The sequence below is a fragment of the Brevundimonas sp. genome (assembly GCF_032055285.1).
Lineage (GTDB): Bacteria > Pseudomonadota > Alphaproteobacteria > Caulobacterales > Caulobacteraceae > Brevundimonas.
In genome coordinates this window covers 78,331-101,892 of the sequence record NZ_DAMBRE010000004.1, presented here as the reverse complement: position 1 = coordinate 101,892, position 23,562 = coordinate 78,331, and the positions used below count along the sequence as shown (strand labels likewise).

The following is a 23,562-nucleotide window of genomic DNA, read 5'->3' as shown; positions in this document are numbered from 1 at the left end:
GTGCGTCAGCGCTCCGCTCAGGGGCGGCCGGTGAAGACGCGGAAGCCCTTTTCCTCAGCGATGGCGATCATCTCGGTGTCGCCCGAGGTGTCGCCGTAGGCGGCGGCCAAGGTCATGTCGTCGCCATAGGCGGCGCGCAGGCGCCGCACCTTCTCTTCGCCCCGACAGTTCTCGCCCGCGAAGGCGCCAGTCACGCGGTCCTGGGCGTCGAACACCAGTTGCGTGCCCAAAAGGCCCTCGGCCCCCAGGCGGCGGGCGAAGGGGGCGACGGTCGTCTCGGGCGAGGCGGTGACGATGACGCGATGCGCGCCCTTGTCGCCCCAGGCTTTCCAGCAGGCGAGGGCGTCGGGGCGCATGAACCGGTCCCAGACCTGATCAGCGTAACGCTCTGCTTCGGCCTCCAGCGTGGCGCGCTCCACGCCCAGCAGGAATTCACGCACCGAGGCGGCCTTGATCCGGCCCCGGTCGCGGTCGCCGATGTAGGCGACCAGGGCCGGCGCCATCTTCGCCAGACCCATCGCCCAGCCCGCCGGGCCGGCCCGCCAGCGGAGGAAGGCGGTGAAGCTGTCGCGAATCGTCAGGGTGCCGTCGAAGTCGAAGGCGACGATCGGGCGGTCCTCGGCGGGGGACTGGCGAAACGATTGTGCGGCGCCCATGTCAGACATTGCCGTGATCCCCATAGAAACTGTCCTGTCCGTCCCTGTTCGCGCTTTGTCGTGTCGCAACAGGGTTGTGGCGGAACGTGTGATGGGTGATTGTCTTTTTTTGAAGACCTTCGTGCATAGATTCACGGATCAATGACGAGGTAAGCGCCTTTCGTCCCATGTCGGGCCGGATCGCGGGAGTGAGAAGGGTCTATGACCAAAGCCGCCGGCACAGACGCCAAAAGCACGCTCTATTGCTCGTTCTGCGGCAAGAGCCAGCACGAAGTCCGCAAGCTGATTGCGGGACCGACCGTCTTCATCTGCGATGAATGCGTCGAACTGTGCATGGATATCATCCGCGAAGAGCACAAGATCGCCTTCAAGACGACCAAGGACGGCGTTCCGACTCCGAAGGAGATTCGCGACGTCCTGGACGACTACGTGATCGGCCAGAGCCACGCCAAGAAGGTGTTGAGCGTCGCCGTTCACAACCACTACAAGCGCCTCAACCACGCGACGAAGAACAACGACGTCGAGCTGGCCAAGTCGAACATCATGCTGATCGGGCCGACCGGCTCGGGCAAGACGCTGCTGGCCCAGACGCTGGCGCGCATTATCGACGTGCCGTTCACCATGGCCGACGCCACCACCCTGACCGAAGCCGGTTATGTGGGCGAGGATGTCGAGAACATCATCCTGAAGCTGCTTCAGGCGTCGGACTACAACGTCGAGCGGGCCCAGCGCGGCATCGTCTACATCGACGAAATCGACAAGATCTCGCGCAAGTCGGACAACCCCTCGATCACCCGCGACGTGTCGGGCGAAGGCGTGCAGCAGGCCCTGCTCAAGATCATGGAAGGCACCGTCGCCTCCGTGCCGCCGCAGGGCGGGCGCAAGCATCCGCAGCAGGAGTTCCTGCAGGTTGACACCGCCAACATCCTGTTCATCGTCGGCGGCGCTTTCGCCGGCCTTGAAAAGGTGATCTCGGCGCGCGGCGAGGGGGCCTCGATCGGCTTCGGCGCCAAGGTCAAGGAGATCGACGAGCGTCGCACCGGCGAAATCCTCAAGCAGGTCGAGCCGGACGACCTGATGCGCTTCGGCCTGATCCCCGAGTTCATCGGCCGTCTGCCGGTCCTGGCGACGCTGGAGGACCTGGACGAGACGGCGCTGATCAAGATCCTTACCGAGCCGAAGAACGCCCTGGTCAAGCAGTACAAGCGCCTGTTCGAGATGGAGAACGTGACGCTGACCTTCACCGACGACGCCCTGTCGGCGGTGGCCAAGAAGGCGATCACCCGCAAGACCGGCGCCCGCGGCCTGCGCTCCATCCTGGAGGGCGTGCTGCTGGAGACCATGTTCGAACTGCCCACCTACGAGGGCGTCGAGGAAGTCGTGGTCAACGCCGAGGTGATCGAAGGCCGCGCCCAGCCGCTGCTGATCTACTCGGAAGCCTCCAAGAAGAAGGCCGACGGCGCCGCCTGAGGCTGACGCCCGTCACAGACGCAGGGGGCGGTCCGGCGACGGGCCGCCCCTTTCGCTTCGTCCCCTGATGAAACGGCGCCACAGGGGGGCGACGGCGATAAATAGCCGACACGGCGCCGCGAAAGCACGATCCGACCGGCTTCGATCTCGAGATCGGACGGCCTGTCCAGCGTCACCACAGTTTCACGCTTCTGTGGGCCTTGCGTCCGCTACGCTTGAACACGGCGTTCGCAGCGCCACATACTCATACGAAAGCCGCCGATAATGGCGGGCTGAGTCGAGACGTTGACGCATTCGCGCCGAGACGGGTCGGCTCAGTGGGCCGGAGATCCACGAAGGCCCTGGAAAGTACGCATCATGACCGAGAGCAAAATCCTCCCCGTCCTGCCGCTGAGAGACATCGTCGTCTTTCCGCACATGGTCGTGCCGCTGTTCGTAGGACGCGAGAAGTCCGTGCGGGCGCTGGACGAGATCATGAAGGGCGACAAGCAGATACTGCTCGCCACCCAGAAGAACTCCGTCGACGACGACCCGGCGGCGGACGCCATCTATCAGACCGGCGTCCTAGCGACCGTGTTGCAGCTGCTGAAGCTGCCCGATGGCACCGTGAAGGTGCTGGTCGAAGGCAAGGGCCGCGCGCGCCTGACGCGCTTCACCGACCGCGAAGACTACTATGAGGCCGAGGCCGTCGAAATCGCCGATGAAGAGGGCGACGCCTCACAGAGCGAAGCCCTGCTGCGCGCGGTGATCGAGCAGTTCGAAAACTATGTGAAGCTGAACAAGAAGGTCCCGCCCGAGGCCCTCAGCTCCATCCCCCAGATCAGCGACCCGTCCAAGCTGGCCGACAGCGTGGCCGCTCACCTGTCGGTGAAGATCGCCGACAAGCAGGGCCTGCTGGAAACCATCGAGGTGCCGGCGCGTCTGGAGAAGGTCTATGGCCTGATGGAGGGCGAGATCAGCGTCCTGCAGGTCGAGAAGAAGATTCGCTCGCGCGTGAAGCGCCAGATGGAGAAGACCCAGCGCGAGTATTATCTGAACGAGCAGATGAAGGCGATTCAGCGCGAGCTGGGTGAGACGGACGACACGCGCGACGAGCTGCTGGAACTCGAAAAGCGTATCCGCAAGACCAAGCTGTCCAAGGAAGCGCGCGCCAAGGCCGAGGCGGAGCTGAAGAAGCTGCGCAACATGTCGCCGATGTCGGCGGAATCGACCGTGGTGCGCAACTACCTCGACTGGCTGCTGTCCGTGCCGTGGGGCAAGGCCAAGACCAAACCCATCGACCTGCAGAAGGCCGAGGACATTCTCGAGGAGGACCACTACGGCCTTGAGAAGGTCAAGGAACGGATCATCGAGTATCTGGCCGTCCAGGCGCGCACTGGCAGCCTGAAGGGCCCGATCCTGTGCCTGGTGGGACCTCCCGGCGTCGGCAAGACCTCGCTGGCCCAGTCCATCGCCAAGGCGACCGGGCGTGAATACGTCCGTATGTCCCTGGGCGGCGTGCGCGACGAAAGCGAGATCCGCGGTCACCGCCGGACCTACATCGGCTCAATGCCCGGCAAGATCATCCAGTCGATGAAGAAGGCGAAGACGACCAACGCCTTCGTCCTGCTGGACGAGATCGACAAGCTGGGCGCCGACTGGCGCGGGGATCCGTCCTCGGCCCTGCTGGAAGTGCTGGACCCGGCCCAGAACTCGACCTTCGGCGATCACTACCTGGAGGTCGATTACGACCTGTCTCAGGTCATGTTCGTGACCACGGCCAACAGCCTGAACATGCCTCAGCCCCTGATGGACCGGATGGAGATCATCCGGGTCAGCGGCTACACCGAGGACGAGAAGGTCGAGATCGCCAAGCGTCACGTCCTGCCCAAGCAGCTCAAGGACCACGGCCTGAAGGAAGGCGAGCTGATCGTCCCGGAAGAGACGATCCGCGACCTGATCCGCTACTACACCCGCGAAGCCGGCGTGCGTTCGCTGGAACGCGCCCTAGGCGGTCTGGCCCGCAAGGCCGTGCGCGAGATGGCCAAGACCAAGGCCGTATCGATCACCGTGGACGCGGCCAAGCTGGCTGAATATGCGGGCGTCAGGAAATTCCGCTATGGCGAGACGGACGCCGAGGATCAGGTCGGTATCGTCACCGGTCTGGCCTGGACCGAGTTCGGCGGCGACATCCTGACCATCGAGGCGATCAAGATGCCGGGCCGCGGGCGTATGACCGTGACCGGCAACCTGAAAGAGGTGATGAAGGAGTCGATCTCCGCCGCCGCCTCTTATGTCCGCAGCCGTTCGCTAGCTTTCGGCGTCAAGCCGCCGGTCTTTGAGAAGACCGATATCCACGTCCACGTGCCGGATGGCGCCACGCCCAAGGACGGCCCTTCGGCCGGCGTCGCCATGACGGTGGCCATGGTCTCGGTCCTGACCGGCATCCCGATCCGCAAGGACATCGCCATGACCGGCGAGATCACCCTGCGCGGCCGGGTCACCGCCATCGGCGGCCTGAAGGAGAAGCTGCTGGCGGCCCTGCGCTCCGGCGTGAAGACCGTGCTGATCCCTCAGGAGAACGAGAAGGACCTGGAGGATGTGCCGGCCAACGTGAAGTCGGCGCTGGAGATCATTCCGATCTCGACCGCTGACGAGGCGCTGAAGTGGGCCCTGACCGGCACGCTGACGCCAGTGGAATGGGACGAGGCGGCCGAGCCGCTGCTGCCCGCGCCGCAGGCCCAGCCGACCCAGGACGGCACCGCCGTCAGCCACTAGGGCGACGACAAGCTGATCGACAGCGCGCGGCTCGGGGAAACCCGGGCCGCGTTGCTTTTGACGTTCGTGTCAGGAAGGCCTTAAGTGCGCCCTGGGGAAAATACCGGGGAGTGGGGCTCGATGAACAAGACTGAATTGATAGGCGTCATGGCGGAGGCGGCAGGCATCAGTCGCGATCAGGCCAGGCTGGCGCTGGAGGCCTTCACCGACAATGTGACCGCTTCTCTGACCAAGGGCCGCGACGTGCGCCTGGTCGGTTTCGGCAGCTTCATCGCCATAGAACGCAAGGCCGGAACCGCCCGGAACCCCCAGACCGGGGAGGCCATCGCCCGCCCGGCTTCGCGCACTGCGCGTTTCCGGGTTGGGGAAGGATTGAAAAGCGCCTTGAACGGTTGAGCCGAGACGGGCATGAAGCCCGCCTGACGTGCGTCATGAGGGCGGCTAGCTCAGCTGGTCAGAGCATCTCGTTTACACCGAGAGGGTCGGCGGTTCGAACCCGTCGCCGCCTACCATTTTTTCCTATAAAATTCAGCGAGTTGCTGGGTCTTTGGCGATGCCAAATGCTCCGAACCCGGATCAATTTGGGGCAAGGGGGGCAATAGGGGGGCAGTTTCTGCGGAATTCGCTGAAACGTCCTGAAAGGGTTCTGGCCGCTCGAGGCTTGTTTGGCCCCCAGCGATCACCGCTTGATGATAGTTCGCATGATGGGCGGGAGACGATGTGGTTGGAGCGTCGACTAGACGCCCGAGCCTGATCCATCAGCCCCGTCGAACCCAGCCGCAGCGATTGCTGCAGGGATTGAGGCCACGGTTTCATCGCCGTGGATCACATGCACCATGACGGCGCTGGCGTGCCGCGCCATTAGTTGCTTGGCTTCGCTAGTGGCGGCCTGGGCGCATTCGGCGTCCAGGACCTCGAGGTGCGAGGCGGTCGGGCCGCCAGTTTCGATCAAACAGAAGTAGACCACGGCAATCCTCTCAGACCAAAAGGCGGGAGTTTGCGGCGTGCGCCACAGGTCTCTTCCAGTTGCAGACGCCTGGATGATCACGGCCCGCAATGCACCGAGGCTACACTGAAGAACGCTTGTGCGTCCTAACCTATGTTGGTCGCCAGATTGCGCTTTCGTGTTCCAGTGCCATTGTGAAGGTTGGGGTCGGTTTCCAGGCTCGGCGGTAGGACCTCTCCCCAACCCGTTTGCGCTATTCGCAATGCTCCAGGAGTGTCGATGAAGCGTTCTGGATGCAAGCTGCTGCTCCTTATGATTTGCGCCACCGCCATCTTCACTCTGGTGAGCCTTGGCGTCCTCGCCCAAGGCATTGTTGCGTTGGGATGAGAACCGCACCCGTCAAAGGGGCGTCGCTGGCTCCGGGACGCATAAGAGTATCCATCCGGCCATTTCGGAACGTCAGGATGACGATCGACGCTAATCCCCTATGACGGACCGCATTCCTGCCGATCAGGCCCGCAAGTCCACTCACTGGCAAAGGGGGAGGATGCTCATCCAACTCCCGTTTCGATATGGAGACGACCGATGAACTTCGTTCTCTTCGGTCTTGGTGTTGTGTTCACCGCTATCGCCGTCGTCGCCATAAGACGGAGCAGGCGCAAGCCAGTCACGCCCAATCGCGATGAAGGTGACGACGACGGGGCGCCTGCGTCCGCAGGGGACGACACCTGAAGTAAGGCCGAGGTGTATCGTCGAACCTCGCGATCTTATCTGCGCCTTGGCTGTGCCTTGAAAGCGTTTGATGGCGTATCCGCAGCGCCGGGTAGAGGCCGCTGTGCCGCCTTATGTGCTCAGGAACCTGTTTCCGGCCGATCGGTTGATCGCTGACAAAAGGAGACGTTTCATGAGTGATCATCTGACTCCAGCCGAGGCGGAGACAGCGTTTTGGAAAAGCCTCAAGCAGTCCAATACGGGCATGCTCGGGATCGACCGACCAGGGTATCATCACCAGCCGATGACTGGATTTGGCGAGCCCGAAACCGGGACGATCTGGTTCTTCACACGCAACGACACGGACTTCGCTCGAGACGTCGCCGCCGGCGGTCAGATGGGAATGTTCTGCTACCAGGCCAAGGACGAGAAGCTTCAGGCCTGTATTCACGGGAGGCTGGCGATCGATCTCGATCGCGAGCGCATAGACCGCTTCTGGAACCCGGTCGTTGCGGCCTGGTATCCCGATGGAAAGGCCGATCCTCATCTGACCCTCATACGCTTTGATGGCGATGACGGTCGGGTCTGGGTTTCGGACACGGGCATGCTCGGCTTCGGCTACCAGATCCTCAAGGCGAACCTGACCAAGAGCACGCCTGATGCTGGCGGCGTCGCGGACGTCAATCTGGGCTGACAAACCGTCGTATAGGTCGAGAGGAGCAGATCGCCGGGTGCACGACACGGCGATCCGCATCCTTGATCCGTCGTGATCGCCGCAGAAGCCTTCCCCCGACCTCGGCGGTTGCGGCGTTTCGTTCCCTGTGTTCCTGGGCGGCGCATGGCCGATGATCTCTCCAATACGATCCGGCGTGTTGCTCCGGACGTGCGCCCCTGACGTGGCTAGACGAAACGATTGAGGCTGAGGCTGAGGGGAGCGCCGACACGGGCCTTCCTCGACACGTCAGTCAATAGCTCCGATAGTGACGTTATTTGTGAATGTCGGGGGGCATGGACATGAAGGTCGCACGAGGCGGGGACAGCAAGGCGGGTGAACTTCGGAACGCGCCGGTCGCAGGTGTTCCACCAACGACAAACCCCATCGACATCGCTTTGGAAACGGGGCGTCACGATCCAGACCTCGAGAGTCCGGCGCGGCGGGTTCTGCAGAAGAATGAGCGACTGATCGAGGCGCAGACGGCGCAACTGGGCCGCCAGCGGTGGCGCGACTTCATCATCACGGCGCTTGGCGTTTGCGTCCTGGCGGGGGCATGCCTGCTGGTCTGGGACGCCTCGCAGGCCAAGGGGGTGGTGGTCGAACCGTTCGCCGCACCGCCCGATCTGGTGGAGCGCGGGCTGAGCGGGCCGGTGTTGGCGGCCCAGATGCTCGACAAGCTCTCCCGCATGCAGGCGCAGACTGAATCCACGCGGGCGGCCTCGACCTACGCCAATGATTGGGGCGGCGACATCGAGATCGAAATCCCCAACACCGGCGTGTCGATCGGAGAAGTTCGTCGCTATCTGCGCGCCTGGCTGGGCGATCAGACGCGGCTGTCAGGCGAGGTGTTCCGGCTGACTGACGGTCGGCTGGCGGTGACGACGCGCGTGGGTACGAATCCGGCCACGAGGGGGGAGGGCGCCGAGGCGAACCTGGATGCACTGCTTCAGCAAGGCGCTGAGGCCATCTATGCCGAGACCCAGCCGTTTCGCTATGCGGTCTGGCTGGTGCAGCAGAACCGCAACGACGAAGCCAAGGCGGTGTTTCAGGCTCTGGTCGCCGGCTCGGACGAGGACGAGAGGCTGTGGGGCTATTACGGGCTGTCCAATCTCGCGGAGACCTCTGCGGAACGGCACCGCAATTTGCAGGCCGCGTTGAGATTGAACCCGAGATTCACGCCGGCGATGTTCAACCTGGCGATGTCCCTTGGCGCCGACGGACGCGAGGAGCAGGGCTATACGACCCTCGGGGACTTTGTGGCTCACGCCGGCCACGCTCGCCGTGAGCTTCAGTCGGGTTGGGCGGAGGACATGCTCAATCAGGCCCATCTGATCCGGGCGGGGATTGTCGGCGACACGCGTCAGGCGTCCCAACGCGCCGAGAAGGGCATTGGCCTCTCGCCCTGGTCGCAGGGGACGGCGAGCGCTCCGGTCGCGGCGGCCGCCCATGACCTGCCGGCCGCACGACGAGTGCTGCAGGAGCATGGCCTGTTGGCGCCGGAAGCCATGGCCAAGCTTCAGATGCAGTTTGGACCGGAGTTCGAATACCAGTCGCAGTTCGCGATGTCGGTCGGGGACTGGGCGGCGGCGCGCGATCATGTCGCCCGAGTTCTTGCGGCGAGCTCCGCGTTTCAGCGGGGCCCTGCCCAGGCCGATCTGAGCGCCGGCAACCGCGCGGTCTTGGCGGCGGCCCACGCCCGGCTCGGTCAGATCGACGAAGCCCGGGCGGCGATCATACCGACCAAGCTGGACTGCGCGCCCTGCGTTCGCGCGCGTGGACTCGTCGAGGCCTATGCCGGCGATGAACGCGCGGCGGATCACTGGTTGCGCGAGAGCGTGCGGATCACGCCCTCTCTTCCCACGCCGCACGCCGACTGGGCCGAGGCCTATCTGGTGCGGCGCGATCCGGCTCGGGCCATCCTCCAGGCGCGGCTTGCAGTCGAGAAGGGGCCAAACTGGGCTGAGCCGCGCAAGTTCTGGGGGGACGCCCTGATGATGCAGAACAAGCCTTCAGAGGCGGCCAGGAAATATCGCGAGGCTGTAAGGCTGGCGCCCGCCTGGGGCGCGCTGCATCTGGCGCTGGGCCGGGCGCAGGCGGCGGCGGGACAGACTGAAGCGGCGCGAGGGAGCTTCAGCGCCGCATCCCGGATGGATTTGAGCCCTGCGGATCGGACGGCCGTGACGTCTCTGCTGAACTAGGCGTCCGCCTCGGCGAGCTTTCCACGGGCTCGGGATCGGGGGGGCCGCATGTCCGGTCCGAACACTGGGGCCGGAATGGGGGAGATAGAGGCTCGGGGCGACCCCCACCTGGCGCTTGAACATGGTCGAGAAGTTGCCGGCTCCCTCGTAGCCGAGGTCAAGCGCGATGGTTGTGACGGCTTCGCCCGCCGCGAGCCGAGGCAAGGCGACGGCCAGACATGCCCTCTGCCTCCATTCTCCGAAGCTCAGGCCCGTCTCCTGTCGGAACAGACGCGTGAAGCGGCGCCGATTCATGGCGAGGCGGTCGGCGAAGCCGTCGATGGTGGCGTTTGCCTGGGGCCTGTTCAGAAAGGCCTGGCAGAGCTCGGCCAGGGCGGCGTGAGACGGGAAGGGGACGGCGAAGCCCGCTGGAGGCGCCTTGTCGATCTCGCTCAACAGCAGGCTCATCACGAGACCGTCGCGCCCCGCGAGGTCGTATTCGGTGGGTAGGTCGAAGGCTTCCAGAAGAAGCTGGCGCAGCAGCGGCGAGACGGCGACGACCTCGCAGGTCCTGGATCGGGCGGCGCATTCGCCGGCCTCGATCAGGACGCTGCGGGTTTGCACAGAACCGACCATCTTCACGGCGTGGGGCGTCTCGCCAGGTATCCAGACGCCGCGTTCCGGAGGCGCCACCCAGGCTCCGTGAGGCGTGCTGACCACCATGACGCCGCTGGCGGCGTAGAGAAACTGGGCCCGGCGATGGCGGTGCTCGCCCAGCTCGAAGGCGGGCGGGTATAGGCGGCCCAAAGCCACGACGGCTCTGGGGACTTCGTCCATGTCATCGCGTTGGAGCACCATGGATGGATTGTCCCAGACTCAGAACTGAATGTCTCGTCTATCGAAGTGGGATGCAGGTCAACTTGCTATAGCGGTCCATGAAGGGGCTGACGCGGGGCGTCGGTCCGATTGTATCGAGCGCCGATGACCATTCCGACAGACCTGACAGACGCCCAACCGGTCCCCAATATGGCGACCTCGCCGCGTTTTCTGATCGGGATCGTCGGCGCCGTGGCCTTCGCCCACCTCCTCAACGACCTCATTCAGGCTGTCCTGCCGGCCATCTATCCGATGTTGAAGACGAAGTTCGCCCTGAGCTTCACCCAGATCGGTCTTGTCGCCCTGGTCTATCAGTTCACGGCGTCGCTGCTTCAGCCCTGGATCGGCTTTTATACCGACAAGCATCCCAAGCCCTATCTGCTGCCCTGCGGGATGTTCGTCACCCTGATCGGGATCGGCTTGCTGGCGACCGCCGGCAGCTTCGCCATGCTTCTTGTCGCCTCGGCGGTGATCGGGGTGGGATCCGCTACCTTCCACCCGGAAGCCTCGCGGGTGGCCCGTCTCGCCTCGGGCGGACGGTTCGCCCTGCTGCTGCCCTACGTCGATCTCGGGTGGACGACCGTGTTTTCGATCGCCATCGGCTTCATCATGTCCTCCGCCTTCGCGGCCCTGGTCGTCTATGCGCAGGAGCTCGTTCCAGGCCGCGTCGGCCTGGTGTCGGGGCTAATGTTTGGTCTGATGTTCGGCATAGGCGGCATCGGCGCGGCAGGCCTCGGCCTGCTTGCGGACGTCCAGGGCATTATCTGGGTCTACAAGCTCTGCGCCGTACTGCCGCTTCTCGGCCTGATCACCGCCCTGCTTCCTGACATGAAGAGGCTGGGGGCGGCGGGCCAGGGCTAGGATCGGGCGCGAGCGTGGGCGTCCCTGCCTGGGGGGGCGCTATGTCGTCTTCCAGACATAGGGACCTGAGGGGAGGAGAAGGACGTTAGGTCTTTGCACTCTCCTTGGGAGGAGTCTGCAGGCGGCCGGCTTCGTGATTGCCCCCCTTTGGCGTAACTGGCCGCCTTCCTCCCGAAACTCCCGCTTTGCGGCGGATGAGTGCGGGGTCAGGAAACCGAGGCTTCCACTCGACAGATTTCTATCCCGGAGCGGCTGACGACGACCTCGAGTGCGAAGGCTCCGCCGTCACGAATGGGCTGCTCTCGCATCATCTCCGACAGGAACAGGATGGCCTCACGGCGCGCGTCCGCGTCTGTCGCGGATACGCCCTGGAGGACCATATCGGGCTCCGGCCCTCGAAGCGTGTAATCATAGGTCGCCATCGAAAGGCTCTACGCGCCGCGCGCCAAACCGTTCGTGGATGGCGGCTACCCGACACAAGGCCGAGAAGGCGTGGAGCGCTGAGCGGCTCCAGGCTTCAATCAGGTTTGTGTGTCGTCTTCCCGACACAGGCTCCCACGGCGGCGGGGGCGGGCGTGAGAGAGGCGGAAGGGCCTGAGGAGGAAACCGGATCGCCTCGGAGGCGCTTGAGGGATCACACATTCAGGAGATCACCATCATGCGCCGCGCCATGACCCTCGTCGCCTTCACCGCTCTGGTCGCCGCCTGCAGCCCGCAGGGCGGGGAGAAAGCGGTCGACAAGGCCCAGGACGCCGTGTCCGCCCCTGTCGGACAGACGTCCGCCGCCACCATGGGGGCTAACCTGGCGAGCGCCTATGCGCCGTCCGCGGCCATGGGCGACATGTATGAAATCCAGGCGGCGGACATCGCTCTCGAGCGCGCGAAGCGAGCTGACGTCAAGGCCCTGGCCAGAATGATCAAGACTGATCACACGGCCGCCAGCACGGCCTTGAAGACGGCGGTCGCGACGGCGGCGCCGGACATCGTTCTCCCCACAGAGCTGGACCAGCGCCGCAAGGGCCTCCTCGACAATCTTCGCTCGGCCGGCGTGAACGACTTCGACAAGGTCTATATCGACCAGCAGGTGGCGGCCCATGAGGAGGCCGTGACCCTGAACCGGGGCTTCGCGGACAATAGTGATGCGCCGGCCCTGGCGGCGCACGCCCGCACCGTCCTTCCCAAGATCGAGGCCCACCTTCAGAAGGCGAGGGAGATCCAGACGGCCATCTCGGGATAGGCCAATGGCCTCGCGGCTGAAGGTCTTTGAATGGTCGGACGGCTTCCATCGCTTCACGGTGGCGGCTTCATCCCGATCCAAGGCGCTGGCCGCATGGGGCATCCAGCAGGACATCTTCGCTTCAGGACTGGCGCGCGAGGCGGTGGAGACCGAAGACGAGGCTGCGGCGCGCGCCCGACCGGGGACGGTGATCGAGCGAGGTCTCGCCGTGGACGTCCGGCAAATCGGCTCGCGACGGCCCCGCAGGCCGGCGCCCGCGAGGCCGTCGCCGGCGCAAACACGGCGGATCGAGGCCCTGGCGGTCGCGCTGCAGAAACTTGAGACATCCCATGCCGCGGCCTGCGCCCGGCTTGAGGAGGAAAGACGCAGGATCGAGGCCGAGGGGGAGGCGGCTGAGCAGAGGTTCAACAAGGAAAAGGCGGAACTCGTCCGGAAGCTGGAGGCCGCCAGAAAAGCCTGATGAGTCCGCCGGACCCCGCGCTTCCCACCAGGGGAGCGAACTGCGAGGGATCCGGCGCCCGGAAAGAGCCATGCCCTATCTGGTCAGCTACGTTTGCAGGAACCATGACATGGCGACGAGCGTGTCAGACGAGGCGGCCGCCTTGCGACTGGCTGCGGCCTTCGAGGCTCAAGGCCTGGCAGGGGTGGCGATCCGGGACAGCCGCAGCGGGGAGGTCTATTCGGTTCAAGCCTTCAGATTGTCCCGGCTTCCGGGCGGGTCGGGCATGGCGCCCCTTGGCTGATCCTTCCTTTGCGGCCGCTTGCCGGGTCCCGCGAGGGGAGACGCGCTACGGGCTTTGACGTCAGACGAGATGCGACGCCGCGCGCCGCCTCGGCCGCAGGCCTGGTGCAACGCCCCATCCGCCTTGCCGTTGTTCCTCCAGGGAGAAAGACATGAAGCATCTGACTGCGATGACGATCCTGGCCGTGCCGCTTCTCGCCCTCGGCGCTTGCGGAAGCCGCGACGCGGAGCGTGCGGCCCCTGAAGCCTCCTCGCTGGAGGCGGACGCGACGAGCGGCGTGGCGGGCGCAAATCCCGGTTCCACCCCGTCCACGGGGGTCGCCGACACCCCGGCTCGACAAGTCGACCAGGCCGGGCAGGAGGGGGCGGCTGCACCGCCGCCGCAAAGATAGACGGACGCTCGTCCGCCTCCGCGCGCCCGCTTTTGCGGGCTTTCAACCCTGTCGCCCGACAACCTGACTGAAGGAAACCCCATGTCCAAGTCGCCCGCTGCAGACGTCCGCCCCGGTGCGGGCGGCGAACTCCACCAGACCGCCTCAACGCCGGAGGGCCGCCTTACGACAAACCACGGCGCGCCGGTCAGCGACGACCAGAACTCGCTCAAACTTGGGCCCCGTGGTTCGACCCTGCTCGAGGATTTTGTGCTGCGCGAGAAGATCCAGCACTTCGACCATGAGCGTATTCCGGAGCGGATCGTCCATGCACGCGGATCGGCCGCCCATGGCTTTTTTGAACTCACCGAGAGTCTGGAAGACTACACAACGGCTAAAATCCTCACCGAGGTCGGAAAAAAGACCGAGGTCTTCACGCGCTTCTCGACGGTCGCCGGCGGCGCCGGTTCGGTGGATACGCCGCGCGACGTCCGGGGCTTTGCCGTCAAATTCTATACGTCCGAGGGCAACTGGGATCTGGTCGGCAACAACATCCCCGTCTTCTTCATCCAGGACGCGATCAAATTCCCCGACCTGATCCATGCCGTGAAGATGGAGGCCGACCGCGGCTATCCTCAGGCGGCCAGCGCGCATGACACGTTCTGGGACTTCATCGGCCTGATGCCCGAGAGCACCCATATGGTGATGTGGGCCATGTCCGACCGGGCCATTCCGCGATCGCTGCGCATGATCGAGGGCTTCGGCGTCAACACCTTCCGGCTGATCAACGCCAAGGGGGAGGCGACCTTCGTCAAGTTCCACTGGCGTCCCAGGCTGGGGACCCAGTCCACCTGCTGGGACGAGGCGGTCAAGATCGCCGGGGCCGACCCGGACTATCATCGGCGCGATCTGTTCGAGGCCATCGATCAGGGCGACTTCCCTGAATGGGAGTTCGCCGTCCAGCTGCTGAACCAGGCCGAGGCGGACGCCCTGCCGTTCGATATCCTCGATGCGACCAAGCTGATCCCGGAAGAGGATCATCCTCTGCGGGTCATCGGCCGCATGGTGCTGAACCGAAACCCCGACAACTTCTTCGCCGAGACCGAGCAGGCGGCCTTCCTGCCCACCAACATCGTGCCGGGCGTCGACTTCTCGGAGGACCCCCTGCTGCAGGGGCGGCTCTTCTCCTATCAGGACACCCAGCTGTCGCGGCTGGGGACCGTCAACTTCCATCAGATCCCGATCAACCAGGCCAAGGGGTGTCCCTTCCAGAACTTCCAGCGCGACGGCCATATGCAGACCCAGGTCTTCAAGGGGCGCGCCAACTACGAGCCGAACAGTCTGTCCGAGGCGGGAGAGGAGGGCGGGCCGCGCGAGGACCCGAAAGGCGGCTTCCGCACCGCCGCCGTGCCGGTGGAGGGCGAGAAGGGCAGGCTGCGCGCCGAGAGTTTCGCCGACCACTACAGCCAGGCCCGGCTCTTCTTCCGCTCGCAGACGGAGATCGAACAGGCCCATCTGGCCAGCGCCCTCGTCTTTGAACTGTCGAAGGTGACTCTGGACCATGTCCGGGCGCGCGTCCTGGCCAATCTCCGCAATGTCGACGAGGATCTGGCCAAACGCGTGGCGGGGGCCATGAGCCTGTCTCTGCCCAAGGCGTCCGCTCCGGCCGCTACGCCCATCGACCTCGAACCCTCGCCGGCCCTCAGGATCGTCGGCAAGTATCCGGACAGCCTGAAGGGCCGCAAGGTCGCGATCCTGGTCACCGACGGCTCCGACGGCGCGATCGTCGCGGCTGTCCGCAAGGCGGTGGAAGGCGACGGCGGCGCCGTCTTCATCGTCGCGCCCAAGATCGGCGGGGCGAAACTGGCGGACGGGTCCGTCTTGCCTGCTGACGGCCAGTTGGCGGGAAGCCCCTCTGTCCTGTTCGACGCCGTGGCCGTCATCCTGTCGGAGGGCGGATGCGCCCAGCTTCTGAAGGAGGGCGCGGCGGTGGACTTCGTCAGGGACGCCTTCGGCCACCTCAAGGCCATCGGCCATACGCGCGAGGTCGGCCCTCTTCTGGATCGGGCCGGGATCAAGTCCGATGAAGGGGTCGTCGACCTGTCTGCGGCCAAGGCGGGGGACTTCCTGCCGCCGGCCCGCACACGTCAGTGGGCGCGGGAACCGGCCGTTCGCACCCTGGCCTGATCCCTTTCCTGTTCAGGCAGGGGGGCGGGCTTACGCGTCGCCCTCCCGCCCGACGGACGGCCCCTGACGTTTGGGACCTGCGCGAAGGATGAGGGTGGTTGCGGCCAGGGTCAGGAGGTCTTCGGCCAGGCCGCTGCGTGTCTGGCCGAAACGGCGCATGGCGCGCTTGCGCAGCGCCAGGCCGGCGTAACCGCCCAGGATGGCGCCCGCCGCGCCCAGGGCGGCGGCGGATGCGCGTGAACTGCGAGGCGCGAGGGCGGCGCCGGCGACCCCTCCGGCGAACAGCCTGGCCGCCAGCCCGGGAGGGACGGTCCTGTCCGGTGCAGACCGCATCTTGTCGCCGAGCATTTCTCCGATCGCCAGAGCGCTGGCGGCGATCGCAGCGGACCTTTTGCCGATAACTGCTGGAGCGCCATTGTCGCGGGCGCGGCTGCCGGAACGCGCCGCCAGCGCCACGGCGGCGAGCGGCGTCATGGAGCGCTGGCCGGCGACCAGTCCGATAAGCAGGGGGCGAAGGTTCAAGGCGAGCTCCTTTTCGGTTTGGAGGGGCAGCGCCCGCAACGCCTTTGGGTTCCAAAGGCCCTGGACCTGACTTTGCGGCCCTGCGTCATCCGCTCTGGGAACCGTAGCCGTCGGCTTTCGCTCTCTCTTGCCACGGAGGAAACATGAACCAGATCCACGTTATCGAGCGCGCCTTTCAGATCGCCGACGAGAACCGCGCCTGCCTCAAGATTTCTGATCTTCAAGAAGCCCTGGCCCGCGAAGGCTATACGCTGAACGATTTCGCCCATCTCGACGGCTGGACCATTCGCGAGCAGTTGCGGGCTCGGATGAGGGCGCGTGCCGAGGCTCGCCCGGAGCTGCGAACCGCCCCCGCCTGACGTCGTTTCGCTCGGGCGGCGAAGGCCGTGGGCGCCAATCCAGCCCTCGAGGCTGGAAGGTCTGGGGCCGTTGATCAAACGGGGGCTGGAGCCAGGCCTTGCAAGATTAGCGTCTGGCTGGGCCCTAGCCTGCGCGCGCCAATGGAGCCGAGGCGACCACGCCCTCCGGCTCGGCGACGTCGCGAGACGGTGAACCGGGATGCGCAGGCGACCAGGAGGCCGCTTCCGTAGCGAGACCTGTGCTCCGCACCGCCGACCGGGGTGTCGCTGAGACCGGCGCGACAGCTTCGCCGCAACCGCAGGAGGCCTGACGCAGGCCGACGAGATCGAGCACCTGGACCTTGCCTCGCCCGAAGCGCACGAGGTTCTGGCCCTGGAGACGGGCGGCGGCGGCGTTGACGCTGGTTCTCTGGACCCCAAGCATCCCCCCGAAATCAGCCTGGGTGAGAAAGAGCGGCGCGCCGTTTCCGCCGCAGTGGAGCCGAACCAGCCATTTGGCCAGCCTTTCGGGCACCAGGTGAGAGGCGTTGCACGCCGCCTCCGTCGCCAGGGCGTCAAGACGGGCGGTCGCATGACGCGCCACGAGACGGGTCAGCCATTCCCGGCCCATGGCCTCCACGAGGGGAGCGGCGGCGGCGCGGCAGACGACGGTGTCGATCAGGGCTCGCGCCTCCGGGCGACGGGCGCCCGGTTCAAGAGCCTGGTCCCAGCCGTGGACGGATCCGGCTGTCACCGCGGCCACGCAGATGCGGCCGCCGCCCGGGAAGAGGCCGACCACGCCCGAGAGGATGAAGTAGAGCCCGCCGTTGTTCGGCAATACCTCGCCGGCCGCCAGCGACGCCCTGTGACCACAGGCCTCTATCCGGACCTGGGCGTCAGCGGGCAGGGCCTGGAAGACCGGGTGATCCTGAACCTCAAGACGAGAGCGAGGGGAAGAGGCCATGGCTGGTAGGCCGGTCGTGGTCTGCATGTCGCACTCCTAAGAGGGGGAGTGTGGCCCATGGCGGGGCGGTCGCCACTTACATGGGTTAGGAGGCCGGGGGCCGGCGAACCGCGCCCGCGCGGCTGGACGACGTAGGGCCTGCAGCGGAGGAACTGGATGGTTTTGCAAGCGTTGCCGCAGTAGCGGTGCGGAATCTGGAGGTCACCCTGATCAGTCCCCTGATCGACAAGCTGTCGCGTCGAGACTTCATCTCTGACGAGGAAAAGGCCGTTCTGGCGGATGTGGTCGCGCCGCCGGTCACCTTGAAGGCCGGCGACAACATCGTCGAACAATATGATCGCCCGTCGCGCAGCACGCTTCTGCTCGAAGGCTTCGCGGCGCGATATGTCGTGCTGATGAACGGCGCGCGCCAGATTACGGAACTCAATGTCCCGGGCGACTTTGTCGACCTCCATAGCCTTCTCGTGAGCCCGATGGATCATGGCGTGGTCTGTCTGACGGACTGCAAGGTGGGCTATTGCCCCCATGAGGCCCTGCGTTTCATTTCCCAGACCCAACCCCACCTGACGCGCCTTCTGTGGTTGGAGACCCTCATCGACGCCGCCGTGCATCGCCAATGGCTGGCGGGCTTGGGGCGGCGCACGGCTTTCGAGCGGTTCGCCCACTTCCTGTGCGAGGTCTATCTTCGCCTGGCCTCCGTGGAGCGGGCGGAAGGACATCGGATGGAACTGCCTCTCAGCCAGGCCATCCTCGCCGACGTGCTTGGCCTCTCGGCCGTCCACGTCAACCGATCCGTGGCCCAGCTCCGCGCCGACGGCCTTGTCGAATGGAGCGGACGCAACATCAGGATCCTGGACTGGGACCGTCTGGTGCGGTTGGCGGAGTTCGATCCGACCTATCTGCGCCTGGGGCGCGATCCGGTCTGAGCCTGTCCGGGCCGCAGCCTCAGTGACGCCCGGAGCGCCGGGGCCAATGGGGATGGGGCAGGCGTCGGGACGTCCGCATGGCGGGTGTCCGGCCTAGCAAGAAGGCGACGAGACGCCGCCAGAGCTCTTCAGGTCGAGGCATGACCAGCCTCCTCGGCAAGGGCGCATTCTGATCCTGCTCCGGGCAAGATCAAACAACATGGGTTAACCCGGCCTCTGGCGGACGCGAGGGTCTCTCGTCCGCCGCGGCGAAGCCCGCCGTCAGAGGCTTGGACCGCAGTCAGCGCTCAGGTTGGCGGCCTGGGCCAGGCTCGTGAGGTTCTGCAGGACCGCCCGCCCGGCTCTGTAATCGACCAGGGCGTTGCGCCTGAGCTGCTGCAGGGTTCGGTTCATATGCACGGCGCTGAGGCCCAGGATGTCCGCAAGAATATCCTGGGTCAGCGGCAGATGGAGCACCCCCGCCACGACGGGACCCAGACGCGCCTGGCGTTCGTGGAGCTCCAGCAGGAGATGGGCTGTGCGTTCGTAAGCGTTGAGCCGACCCAATCTTATGACCTGGCGCGCCATGCGCAGGCGTTCGGCCGTGCGGTAATGCCTCCAGGCTTCCAGCAGCGGCGGACTCTGCGTCCGCAGCTCGGACATGCCGGTCCAGAAGGCGGTGCCGTCGATCGTGACGACGTCCGTCAGGGCCCAGACCAGCATGTCGGTGTCGACCGCGCCGGATGCGACGATCATCTCGCCGGGCAGATTGAGGCCCACGATCTGGCGACGTCCGTCCTCCAGCATGGCGCCGCGTGCGGCCCAGCCCTTGAAGACCAGTCTTGCTTCATTGCGCTCCGGAGCCAGGATGACCGGGCTTCCCGCCGCATGGGTCTGCAGCACCCCGGTGAAGCAGTCCCGGATATAGGCGATGTCGTCGGCGCCAAGCGGCCCGAAACTGGACAGCATCCGCTCAAGCGACGCGGTGTGCCGGGTTTCGTGATGGGTTTCCGACTGATTCTTCATGGCCTTAGACCAACAGCATGGCTTCGGCGTTTTTGTTCTTCACATAGGTTGGTTTCGCGCGACTTGGCGCGCGGTTCTGAAGGCCCCGGACCCGATAGCCGGGCCCTCCTGTCTCAAGCGCATGTCGGCTCTTCGCGCCTCCGCTGTGAGACGGCGGGCAGGAAGACGGACGCCGCGACGTCTCCAGGGAGGGCCGCGGACTGGCCTGGCCGCCGTGTCCCCGAGGCGATCGGGAGGTTAGCCGTCGGCGGCCAGGCTCTCCTTCAGGTGATCTTCTTGGCGGCTGCGAAGCCCAGGAAGAGGAAGACCACGAAGACGATCAAGGCGAGGACGGCTAGGAATTTGGCGATCCCCGCTGCGGCGCCGGCGATCCCGCCGAACCCGAGAAGACCGGCGACGATGGCGATGACCGCAAAAATAAGGGCCCATTTCAGCATGCGAATTCTCCTTCAGCGCCGGAGCCAGCCCAACGTCGCCTCTTCTCTCAGGGTTCCGGAGTTTGGCCGGGGGGCCGCGGGACCCGGCGCTTGGTCCAGGTAATCCGGACCGCATGGCTCGAAGCGAGCAATGTCAGGAAAGCTCTGGGTCGGATTCCCGACCCAGATGACCCGCGGTGGAACCGGCGCCAGGGCGGGCTGTTGGCGCTCGACGCGGTCTCCCGGGGGGGAGGCCTGCTTGACGGCCCGGTTTGTCGTTCGCCCGCTGCGCGACAGATCGGGTCGCTTCAATCCGGCGAGGCTGCAGGTCCATCTGCTCGCGGGGGCGGCGAGGAACAGCCAGGCTGAGGCGGCGTTGCCCTATTGAGCCGATTGAGAGGTCACATGATCCCCGAAGAAAGCCGTCGCCACGCCAAGGCCGCACAAGCCGTCCGGAAGGGGCGCCCTGTCGCTGCTCGCTACGTCCGGGGCGGAAGGCGCGGAGCCCGGGTGCTCGCCATACTGGTCGCTTCCACGGCCGCGGTCGCCGTCCTGCTGCTCGCGATCTGGGCCGCAGCCAATGGCGTCTTCATCAATCAGAATCCGACAGACGCCCAGCAAGCAGCTGACGCCCGAGCCTTCGACGAGGCAGGCCCGCCCGCGCCGGATGTTGCGACGGCTGCAGCGGCTGTCTCCGACTAGACCATGAGCGCCGTCGCCGCCCGCAAATCCCAGGAGGCGGGCTATGTTCGCGACCTGGGCCGCGCTTTCGGCGGCGCGCTGTTGTTCAGCTTGCCGCTTCTCATGACGATGGAGATGTGGGCCCTGGGCCACGCCGCGACGCCCGAGCGACGCCTGGCCTTTGTCGTCGTCTCCTTGCCCGTGCTTTTCGGGCTGGCCCATTATGCAGGCTTCTCCGCGCGTCGCGGGGCCTTGAACAACCTCCTCGACACCCTGACGGCGCTTGCGGCGGGCTTTGTCACGGCCGGCGGGCTGCTGGCCCTCTTCAATGTTCTGGACCGCAGTTCCCTGGCCTCGGCTGTCGGCCAGGTCTCGCTGCAGGCCGTCCCGGCCGCGCTCGGGGCGCTTGTGGCCCGACGTCAGCTCTCGAACGGAGCGGGGGAGGATGGCGAGGATCAGGCCTCCTACCCCGGCGAGCTTTTCCTCATGCTGGCCGGCGCCCTCTACTTCGCCATGAACCTGGCGCCGACGGAAGAGATGCGGCTGATCGCCTATCGCACAACGCCCCTGGGGGCGCTTGGCGTCCTGCTCCTGTCCGTAGTTCTTCTGCATCTCATCGTGTTTGAGGCGGGCTTCGCCGGCCAGGAGGACAAGGAGTCGCCGCTACGCGCCTTCATTGATTTCACTCTGCCAGGTTACGCCCTGTGCCTCGTCGCCAGTTTCGCCATGCTGTGGACCTTCGGCGGCCTCGACGGTCACGGGCTCCAGTCGCTGGTCGCCAATGTCGTCATTCTCGCTTTTCCCGCCGCCATAGGCGCGGCGGCGGCGCGGCTTCTGGTCTAGCCATGTCCAGCCGCAAGCTCTCTTCCAGCGCTTCGCAACCCTCGCGTCTTCAAGGCCTGTGCGCCCTGATCGGCCTGGCGGTGATCCTCGGCGTCATCGGGACCCTCGCGCGGGCCGTCGTGGTCGAGGCGAGGCCGCCTGACCTCATTGTCCAGGCAGAGTCGGTTCGAAGAGGCGCGGGCGGCTGGGTCATGGACGTGACCGTGGTGAACCGGGGCGACCTGACCGCCGCCGCCGTGGAGGTTGAAGGCGTAAGCGGGAGCGAAACAGCCAAGGCCACGCTCGACTATGTGCCCGGTCATGGGAGCAAGGCTGCGGCCCTGGTCTTCACCGGGGACGAGCGCCCGCGTGCGACCTTGCGCGTCCTCGGCTGGTCGAGCCCGTGAGGGCGAGCGCCGTGCCCTGAGGTCGAAGGCGGCCGGCTTCCCGAGAGCGGCGTCATCCCTCATGGCCCCCTTGTGTCGGATAGAGGTCACATCCCGCTCCAGGCCAGGCGTGGCGGCGATAGCGAGCGATCAGGGCCATGAGGGGGGCGAAAGCGGTGGAACCCTCTTCCGGACGGGGGGCTTGTTTTTTCGCCATCACCAAAAAGGACAAGCCGAATGACGAGAGCGATCATCGCCTTGGGCGCGACAGTATTCCTGTTGGCTGCCTGCGGAGACAACAAGGCGGACGAGGGCCGTGTCGAAGGGCCGGTCGTTTCGGAATCCGAAGCCCCGCGCAATCCCGCCGTCGACACCGCGCCAGGCGGAGACGCGGCCCTGACGCCGGGCGCCAACTCCTTCACCGAAGCCCAGGCGCGCTCGGCGATCGAGAAGCAGGGGTATGCCGTGGTGGGGCCGATGAGCCAGGACGCCCAGGGCATCTGGAGCGCTACAGCGACGCGCAATGGCGCCGAGAGCAAGGTGTCGGTCGACTACAAGGGCGCGGTCAGCGCCTCCGCCAACTAAGAAACTAGATAAAGAAGGAGCTTCAAATGGCCGTAGTCACGCGACTTTTTGACAATCACAATGATGCGCTTGAAGCCGTGTCCGCCCTGGAGCGGGCCGGCGTCGCCTCCGACCGGATCAGCCTTATCTCCAATAATTCCGATAACTGGCATGACGGTCATGCCCATTCGGGAGACGGGCGCCGGTTCGGCGACATGAACGGCGACGGCGAGAACGACGTCGCCGAGGGAGCCGGGAAGGGCGCCGCGACCGGGGGCGTTCTGGGCGCCGGGGCGGGCGTGCTCGCCGGGCTGGGGATGCTGGCGATTCCTGGCCTGGGCCCCGTGGTCGCCGCAGGCTGGCTCGCTTCGACCGCGGTGGCGGCTGCGGCGGGCGCTGCGGTCGGCGGCGCCGCCGGCGGCTTGCTGGGCGCGTTGAAGGAGGCCGGCCATGACGAAGGCGAGGCCCAGGTCTACGCCGAAGGCGTCCGTCGCGGCGGGACCCTTGTGAGCGTCAGGACGGAGGAGGCCGACCGAGTCCGTATCGAGACGCTTCTCAATGACCGGCGGGGGTTCGATTCCCTGACGCGCGGCGCGGCCTATCGTGAGAGCGGGTGGTCGGGGTTTGACGCGGCGGCGGAACCCTGGACCGCTGAACAGATCGCCCAGGAAAGGGCGCGCTACAATCGATAGGGTTTGTTGAACGCCCTTTGAAAGCGATCGAGCCTGCTGAGCGGTGATGCGCTGCTTCAGGATCGAGGCCGGCCCCTCGTCGCAGGACGGGGGGCCGGCTGCCGTAAACGCCCGGTCGCAAGAGGCATCCAACCTCGCCTTGTTCGCCACAAGCGGCCGCGCCGTTGGAACAGATCGCGACCCGCCCGGTTAAGGAAACGGAGGGTTTTGCAATGATGATCCTGGCCTTGACCGCGGCCATCCTGCTGGATGCGTCGCCGAAGATCGACCGTCTCCCGAAGTTTGAAATATCTGCCGCAGCCGCGCAGCATGAGGCGCCGGCCCCGCTTCTGACTGTAGCAGTGACCCTCGAGTGCACCGCGCGGGCCGCCGGGCGGGTCGAGGATTGCCGCGTCCTGGGCGAGACCCACCCCGGTCTGGGCTTCGCTGAGGCGGCCATCGCCCTGATGCGCGACGCCGAGGTCGAGCCGGGCCGCAAGGATTATCAGTTCGCCCGCACGATTCAGTTCACGCCCTGACATGATCGTTTTGCCGGCGTGC

At 65.9% G+C, this 23,562-nt stretch carries 27 protein-coding genes and 1 tRNA gene; 20 read left to right on the top strand and 8 right to left on the bottom strand.

Annotated features, from left to right (window positions below):
* Positions 1-17 precede the first annotated feature (17 nt).
* Complete coding sequence (locus tag RTY13_RS10670) at positions 18-665, bottom strand: HAD-IB family hydrolase (RefSeq protein WP_312783320.1); 648 nt, start codon at positions 663-665, stop codon at positions 18-20.
* Positions 666-857: 192 nt separating this feature from the next.
* On the opposite strand from RTY13_RS10670, the gene clpX reads away from it, so the two are divergent.
* The 4 genes from clpX (at position 858) to RTY13_RS10650 (ending at position 5,395) form a co-directional block, all read left to right on the top strand.
* Positions 858-2,126 (top strand): ATP-dependent Clp protease ATP-binding subunit ClpX, encoded by a 1,269-nt coding sequence (clpX, locus tag RTY13_RS10665; RefSeq protein ID WP_312783318.1) that lies wholly within the window; start codon positions 858-860, stop codon positions 2,124-2,126.
* Between the two features lie 357 nt (positions 2,127-2,483).
* Positions 2,484-4,883 carry an endopeptidase La gene (lon, locus tag RTY13_RS10660; RefSeq protein WP_312783317.1) on the top strand — a complete coding sequence of 800 codons (2,400 nt, stop codon included), beginning with the start codon at positions 2,484-2,486 and terminating at the stop codon, positions 4,881-4,883.
* A gap of 120 nt (positions 4,884-5,003) precedes the next feature.
* A complete protein-coding gene (locus RTY13_RS10655; RefSeq protein WP_312783316.1) occupies positions 5,004-5,279 on the top strand; it encodes an HU family DNA-binding protein in 276 nt (91 codons plus the stop codon).
* A gap of 39 nt (positions 5,280-5,318) precedes the next feature.
* Positions 5,319-5,395 (top strand) — tRNA-Val (locus RTY13_RS10650).
* A gap of 224 nt (positions 5,396-5,619) precedes the next feature.
* Here RTY13_RS10650 and RTY13_RS10645 read toward each other — a convergent pair.
* Positions 5,620-5,850 carry a hypothetical protein gene (locus tag RTY13_RS10645; RefSeq protein WP_312783315.1) on the bottom strand — a complete coding sequence of 77 codons (231 nt, stop codon included), beginning with the start codon at positions 5,848-5,850 and terminating at the stop codon, positions 5,620-5,622.
* Positions 5,851-6,414: 564 nt separating this feature from the next.
* Between RTY13_RS10645 and RTY13_RS10640 the strand changes: the two genes are divergently transcribed.
* On the top strand, positions 6,415-6,561 hold the full coding sequence (locus RTY13_RS10640; RefSeq protein ID WP_312783313.1) for a hypothetical protein: 147 nt from the start codon (positions 6,415-6,417) through the stop codon (positions 6,559-6,561).
* Positions 6,562-6,733: 172 nt separating this feature from the next.
* Complete coding sequence (locus RTY13_RS10635) at positions 6,734-7,234, top strand: pyridoxamine 5'-phosphate oxidase family protein (RefSeq protein ID WP_312783311.1); 501 nt, start codon at positions 6,734-6,736, stop codon at positions 7,232-7,234.
* A 2,030-nt stretch (positions 7,235-9,264) separates the two neighbouring features.
* On the opposite strand, the gene RTY13_RS10630 is transcribed toward RTY13_RS10635, so the two are convergent.
* Positions 9,265-10,290, bottom strand: coding sequence for a helix-turn-helix transcriptional regulator (locus tag RTY13_RS10630; protein ID WP_312783309.1), 1,026 nt, complete (start codon positions 10,288-10,290; stop codon positions 9,265-9,267).
* Positions 10,291-10,413: 123 nt separating this feature from the next.
* Here RTY13_RS10630 and RTY13_RS10625 point away from each other — a divergent pair, with 123 nt between their 5' ends.
* Positions 10,414-11,169 (top strand): MFS transporter, encoded by a 756-nt coding sequence (locus RTY13_RS10625; RefSeq protein WP_312783307.1) that lies wholly within the window; start codon positions 10,414-10,416, stop codon positions 11,167-11,169.
* Between the two features lie 206 nt (positions 11,170-11,375).
* Here RTY13_RS10625 and RTY13_RS10620 read toward each other — a convergent pair whose 3' ends face one another.
* On the bottom strand, positions 11,376-11,591 hold the full coding sequence (locus tag RTY13_RS10620) for a hypothetical protein (protein ID WP_312783305.1): 216 nt from the start codon (positions 11,589-11,591) through the stop codon (positions 11,376-11,378).
* A gap of 236 nt (positions 11,592-11,827) precedes the next feature.
* Here RTY13_RS10620 and RTY13_RS10615 point away from each other — a divergent pair, with 236 nt between their 5' ends.
* The 5 genes from RTY13_RS10615 (at position 11,828) to RTY13_RS10595 (ending at position 15,706) form a co-directional block, all read left to right on the top strand.
* Positions 11,828-12,406, top strand: coding sequence for a DUF4142 domain-containing protein (locus RTY13_RS10615; protein WP_312783303.1), 579 nt, complete (start codon positions 11,828-11,830; stop codon positions 12,404-12,406).
* A gap of 4 nt (positions 12,407-12,410) precedes the next feature.
* On the top strand, positions 12,411-12,866 hold the full coding sequence (locus RTY13_RS10610; RefSeq protein WP_312783301.1) for a hypothetical protein: 456 nt from the start codon (positions 12,411-12,413) through the stop codon (positions 12,864-12,866).
* A gap of 109 nt (positions 12,867-12,975) precedes the next feature.
* Positions 12,976-13,149 (top strand): hypothetical protein, encoded by a 174-nt coding sequence (locus RTY13_RS10605; RefSeq protein WP_312783299.1) that lies wholly within the window; start codon positions 12,976-12,978, stop codon positions 13,147-13,149.
* A gap of 151 nt (positions 13,150-13,300) precedes the next feature.
* Positions 13,301-13,540, top strand: a complete 240-nt coding sequence (locus RTY13_RS10600) for a hypothetical protein (protein ID WP_312783297.1) — start codon at positions 13,301-13,303, stop codon at positions 13,538-13,540.
* Between the two features lie 81 nt (positions 13,541-13,621).
* Positions 13,622-15,706, top strand: a complete 2,085-nt coding sequence (locus RTY13_RS10595; RefSeq protein ID WP_312783295.1) for a catalase — start codon at positions 13,622-13,624, stop codon at positions 15,704-15,706.
* A 30-nt stretch (positions 15,707-15,736) separates the two neighbouring features.
* On the opposite strand, the gene RTY13_RS10590 is transcribed toward RTY13_RS10595, so the two are convergent.
* Complete coding sequence (locus RTY13_RS10590) at positions 15,737-16,228, bottom strand: DUF4126 domain-containing protein (RefSeq protein ID WP_312783293.1); 492 nt, start codon at positions 16,226-16,228, stop codon at positions 15,737-15,739.
* 143 nt (positions 16,229-16,371) lie between these two features.
* Between RTY13_RS10590 and RTY13_RS10585 the strand changes: the two genes are divergently transcribed.
* Positions 16,372-16,587 carry a hypothetical protein gene (locus RTY13_RS10585; RefSeq protein ID WP_207821867.1) on the top strand — a complete coding sequence of 72 codons (216 nt, stop codon included), beginning with the start codon at positions 16,372-16,374 and terminating at the stop codon, positions 16,585-16,587.
* Between the two features lie 124 nt (positions 16,588-16,711).
* Here the strand turns inward: RTY13_RS10585 and RTY13_RS10580 are convergent, their stop codons facing one another.
* Positions 16,712-17,557 (bottom strand): Crp/Fnr family transcriptional regulator, encoded by an 846-nt coding sequence (locus RTY13_RS10580; protein WP_312783288.1) that lies wholly within the window; start codon positions 17,555-17,557, stop codon positions 16,712-16,714.
* Positions 17,558-17,715: 158 nt separating this feature from the next.
* On the opposite strand from RTY13_RS10580, the gene RTY13_RS10575 reads away from it, so the two are divergent.
* Positions 17,716-18,456, top strand: coding sequence for a Crp/Fnr family transcriptional regulator (locus RTY13_RS10575; protein WP_312783286.1), 741 nt, complete (start codon positions 17,716-17,718; stop codon positions 18,454-18,456).
* A 261-nt stretch (positions 18,457-18,717) separates the two neighbouring features.
* Here the strand turns inward: RTY13_RS10575 and RTY13_RS10570 are convergent, their stop codons facing one another.
* Both RTY13_RS10570 and RTY13_RS10565 read right to left on the bottom strand, forming a co-directional pair.
* Complete coding sequence (locus RTY13_RS10570; protein ID WP_105562254.1) at positions 18,718-19,461, bottom strand: Crp/Fnr family transcriptional regulator; 744 nt, start codon at positions 19,459-19,461, stop codon at positions 18,718-18,720.
* Positions 19,462-19,724: 263 nt separating this feature from the next.
* Complete coding sequence (locus RTY13_RS10565) at positions 19,725-19,898, bottom strand: DUF1328 domain-containing protein (RefSeq protein WP_296172073.1); 174 nt, start codon at positions 19,896-19,898, stop codon at positions 19,725-19,727.
* A gap of 384 nt (positions 19,899-20,282) precedes the next feature.
* Here RTY13_RS10565 and RTY13_RS10560 point away from each other — a divergent pair, with 384 nt between their 5' ends.
* The 6 genes from RTY13_RS10560 (at position 20,283) to RTY13_RS10535 (ending at position 23,540) form a co-directional block, all read left to right on the top strand.
* Positions 20,283-20,579 (top strand): hypothetical protein, encoded by a 297-nt coding sequence (locus RTY13_RS10560; protein WP_312783283.1) that lies wholly within the window; start codon positions 20,283-20,285, stop codon positions 20,577-20,579.
* 3 nt (positions 20,580-20,582) lie between these two features.
* The gene (locus tag RTY13_RS10555; protein ID WP_312783281.1) at positions 20,583-21,401 is read left to right on the top strand and encodes a TIGR02587 family membrane protein; all 819 of its coding nucleotides are present in this window, start codon (positions 20,583-20,585) and stop codon (positions 21,399-21,401) included.
* A 2-nt stretch (positions 21,402-21,403) separates the two neighbouring features.
* Entirely contained in the window at positions 21,404-21,787 is a 384-nt protein-coding gene (locus RTY13_RS10550; RefSeq protein WP_312783279.1) for a hypothetical protein, read from the top strand.
* Positions 21,788-22,003: 216 nt separating this feature from the next.
* Complete coding sequence (locus tag RTY13_RS10545) at positions 22,004-22,351, top strand: hypothetical protein (RefSeq protein ID WP_105562249.1); 348 nt, start codon at positions 22,004-22,006, stop codon at positions 22,349-22,351.
* A gap of 26 nt (positions 22,352-22,377) precedes the next feature.
* Positions 22,378-23,022, top strand: a complete 645-nt coding sequence (locus RTY13_RS10540; protein ID WP_312783277.1) for a hypothetical protein — start codon at positions 22,378-22,380, stop codon at positions 23,020-23,022.
* Between the two features lie 227 nt (positions 23,023-23,249).
* Positions 23,250-23,540, top strand: a complete 291-nt coding sequence (locus RTY13_RS10535; RefSeq protein ID WP_312783276.1) for a hypothetical protein — start codon at positions 23,250-23,252, stop codon at positions 23,538-23,540.
* The last annotated feature ends 22 nt before the right edge of the window (positions 23,541-23,562 follow it).

Excerpts from the sequence above, each read along its gene's own strand:
- RTY13_RS10670 (WP_312783320.1), bottom strand. The coding sequence starts at position 665 with ATGTCTGACATGGGCGCCGCACAATCGTTTCGCCAGTCCCCCGCCGAG.
- clpX (WP_312783318.1), top strand. The coding sequence starts at position 858 with ATGACCAAAGCCGCCGGCACAGACGCCAAAAGCACGCTCTATTGCTCG.
- lon (WP_312783317.1), top strand. The coding sequence starts at position 2,484 with ATGACCGAGAGCAAAATCCTCCCCGTCCTGCCGCTGAGAGACATCGTC.
- RTY13_RS10655 (WP_312783316.1), top strand. The coding sequence starts at position 5,004 with ATGAACAAGACTGAATTGATAGGCGTCATGGCGGAGGCGGCAGGCATC.
- RTY13_RS10640 (WP_312783313.1), top strand. The coding sequence starts at position 6,415 with ATGAACTTCGTTCTCTTCGGTCTTGGTGTTGTGTTCACCGCTATCGCC.
- RTY13_RS10635 (WP_312783311.1), top strand. The coding sequence starts at position 6,734 with ATGAGTGATCATCTGACTCCAGCCGAGGCGGAGACAGCGTTTTGGAAA.
- RTY13_RS10630 (WP_312783309.1), bottom strand. The coding sequence starts at position 10,290 with ATGGTGCTCCAACGCGATGACATGGACGAAGTCCCCAGAGCCGTCGTG.
- RTY13_RS10625 (WP_312783307.1), top strand. The coding sequence starts at position 10,414 with ATGACCATTCCGACAGACCTGACAGACGCCCAACCGGTCCCCAATATG.
- RTY13_RS10620 (WP_312783305.1), bottom strand. The coding sequence starts at position 11,591 with ATGGCGACCTATGATTACACGCTTCGAGGGCCGGAGCCCGATATGGTC.
- RTY13_RS10615 (WP_312783303.1), top strand. The coding sequence starts at position 11,828 with ATGCGCCGCGCCATGACCCTCGTCGCCTTCACCGCTCTGGTCGCCGCC.
- RTY13_RS10610 (WP_312783301.1), top strand. The coding sequence starts at position 12,411 with ATGGCCTCGCGGCTGAAGGTCTTTGAATGGTCGGACGGCTTCCATCGC.
- RTY13_RS10605 (WP_312783299.1), top strand. The coding sequence starts at position 12,976 with ATGGCGACGAGCGTGTCAGACGAGGCGGCCGCCTTGCGACTGGCTGCG.
- RTY13_RS10600 (WP_312783297.1), top strand. The coding sequence starts at position 13,301 with ATGAAGCATCTGACTGCGATGACGATCCTGGCCGTGCCGCTTCTCGCC.
- RTY13_RS10595 (WP_312783295.1), top strand. The coding sequence starts at position 13,622 with ATGTCCAAGTCGCCCGCTGCAGACGTCCGCCCCGGTGCGGGCGGCGAA.
- RTY13_RS10585 (WP_207821867.1), top strand. The coding sequence starts at position 16,372 with ATGAACCAGATCCACGTTATCGAGCGCGCCTTTCAGATCGCCGACGAG.
- RTY13_RS10580 (WP_312783288.1), bottom strand. The coding sequence starts at position 17,557 with ATGCAGACCACGACCGGCCTACCAGCCATGGCCTCTTCCCCTCGCTCT.
- RTY13_RS10570 (WP_105562254.1), bottom strand. The coding sequence starts at position 19,461 with ATGAAGAATCAGTCGGAAACCCATCACGAAACCCGGCACACCGCGTCG.
- RTY13_RS10565 (WP_296172073.1), bottom strand. The coding sequence starts at position 19,898 with ATGCTGAAATGGGCCCTTATTTTTGCGGTCATCGCCATCGTCGCCGGT.
- RTY13_RS10560 (WP_312783283.1), top strand. The coding sequence starts at position 20,283 with ATGATCCCCGAAGAAAGCCGTCGCCACGCCAAGGCCGCACAAGCCGTC.
- RTY13_RS10555 (WP_312783281.1), top strand. The coding sequence starts at position 20,583 with ATGAGCGCCGTCGCCGCCCGCAAATCCCAGGAGGCGGGCTATGTTCGC.
- RTY13_RS10550 (WP_312783279.1), top strand. The coding sequence starts at position 21,404 with ATGTCCAGCCGCAAGCTCTCTTCCAGCGCTTCGCAACCCTCGCGTCTT.
- RTY13_RS10545 (WP_105562249.1), top strand. The coding sequence starts at position 22,004 with ATGACGAGAGCGATCATCGCCTTGGGCGCGACAGTATTCCTGTTGGCT.
- RTY13_RS10540 (WP_312783277.1), top strand. The coding sequence starts at position 22,378 with ATGGCCGTAGTCACGCGACTTTTTGACAATCACAATGATGCGCTTGAA.